Origin of the sequence: Pseudomonas sp. EL_65y_Pfl1_R83, from assembly GCF_963970695.1 — a bacterium.
In the GTDB taxonomy this organism is placed as follows: domain Bacteria; phylum Pseudomonadota; class Gammaproteobacteria; order Pseudomonadales; family Pseudomonadaceae; genus Aquipseudomonas; species Aquipseudomonas tritici.
In genome coordinates, this window is the sequence record NZ_CAXAQI010000361.1 from 1 (window position 1) to 472 (window position 472).

At 64.0% G+C, this 472-nt stretch carries 1 protein-coding gene; it reads right to left on the minus strand.

Going from position 1 to position 472, the window contains the following annotated elements:
- Positions 1 to 18: 18 nt before the first annotated feature.
- Positions 19 to 420 carry a hypothetical protein gene (locus AACY08_RS29295; protein WP_339472580.1) on the minus strand — a complete coding sequence of 134 codons (402 nt, stop codon included), beginning with the start codon at positions 418 to 420 and terminating at the stop codon, positions 19 to 21.
- Positions 421 to 472 lie beyond the last annotated feature (52 nt).

The window sequence follows — 472 nt, forward strand, 5'->3', positions numbered from 1 at the left end:
TCGGCTCCTCGATCGGCATCAGTAGCAAACCATCCGGAACGTCTCATAGGTCGGACGTCCCCGGCAGATGATCTTGAGCGACTTCGCCGCCGCCCCTGCCCCGACGTCGGTCCCGCCGACGCCACCGAGGCCCTTGGAGACGAGATCTGCAAGGTCCTGACCTGAAATGCCGAGATTGCTCGCGACCTCGCCGGCGACGATGGCGGCGAGATCGGCGAACCAGACCGCCGGGATGTTGTCGCGGTCGGCGACATAGACGATCTCGAGCCCGGCGAGCTTGCGATAGATGGACTCGAGGCTGTCATTGACCAGCGCATAGTCGTCGGGATCGATCGCCTGCCCGACCGACAGGACGTTGGTCCGCTTCAGGACCTCGATCACGAGTTCGCTCGAGCTTCGGTAGGGCGAGGTGGTGGCCATGATCGATCCCGCTTCTTGCGCGCCTTACCAGGGCAACTGGTTGTAGCCGTGG